This is a genomic window from Streptomyces sp. NPDC050619 (genome assembly GCF_040654815.1).
Taxonomy (GTDB): Bacteria; Actinomycetota; Actinomycetes; order Streptomycetales; family Streptomycetaceae; genus Streptomyces.
This window is the reverse complement of sequence record NZ_JBFAIR010000188.1, coordinates 1-1058: the sequence shown is the minus strand read 5'-3', so window position 1 is coordinate 1058 and position 1058 is coordinate 1. Positions and strand designations below refer to the sequence as shown.

The window sequence follows — 1058 nt, the reverse complement described above, 5'->3', positions numbered from 1 at the left end:
GTCTGTCGGGTAGCCAGAGCGCATTGCTGCGCTCCGGCCCCCTCAGAACCGGACTTGCGACTTGTCACCGCATCCGGCTCAAGCAAACCCCAAAGGACGAAACGAGGTTACTTCCTGGTCCGTTTGCCGTCTGCTGCGTGATGCAAGCGGTGGCATTCGGAGTGCACGAGGCGAAGGTTGGTCCTGTCGTCCGTCCCCCCGTCGCGGCGGTACACGAAGAAGTGGTGCTTGTGCAGCGCCTTCGTGTGGGCTGCGAACCACTCGATCCACTGGCGTGGGTCTTCTGGCTCGTATTCAGCCCCGGCAATGAGCGCCTGTTCACAGAGCGGGCATAGCCCTTTCTGTTTGTACGCCAGATAGACGCTGGTCTTATCCATCGGCGGTGGCGTTCTCTTGCGTCGACGGGTTTCCCAGTATTCGATGAGCGCCGGATCATAAACCGATGCGGTGCCCCTGACCGGGACGTGTCGGACGATCTTTGTCCAGGCAAACTGGGGGAGGTAGATACCGGTGACCCGGTCTCCGAACACCCAGTTGTTCTGCCTGGATCTGTTGAACCTGCCGAAGTACTTGCTAGTGACCCAGTGCCTCGGCTTGGTCGGGTGGGTGTGTTTGGCCCACTTATAGGTGAGCTTCCACAGATAGTCATCCAGAGATGTAAACACCTCCTTCGACACCACCGTCCGGTAGTAGGCGGACCAGCCCCGGATGATCGGTGCCAGCCGCTTCATGACGGCCCTGCTGTTTGCCCCTCGCAGGGACAGCATCTCGGCCTTCAGTCTCTCCCGGACCCTCGTAACCGCCGCCTTGCTCGGCTTGATCAGGAGCTTTCCTCTGTAGCGACGTACGTTGAATCCAAGGAAGTCGAAACCTTCTTCGAGGTGCACGACTTCAGTCTTTTCTTCGTTGAAGAAGAGACCCCTTGGTTCCAGCCATTCCGCCAGATCGTTCCTGACCTTTAACGCTTCTTGCTCCGTGTGACAAAGCACAACGAAATCGTCTGCGTATCTCACCAGAACTGGAGTGCCGGGCTTCGCGCCGGGCTCGGACCTGCGCCC

General features: G+C 59.2%; 1 protein-coding gene. It reads right to left on the bottom strand.

Annotation, left to right across the window (positions count from 1 at the left end; all coding sequences use genetic code 11):
• Positions 1–107: 107 nt before the first annotated feature.
• Positions 108–1058 (bottom strand): group II intron maturase-specific domain-containing protein (locus AB0I77_RS53930; RefSeq protein ID WP_363290391.1); only part of this gene is annotated, 951 nt, incomplete at its 5' end.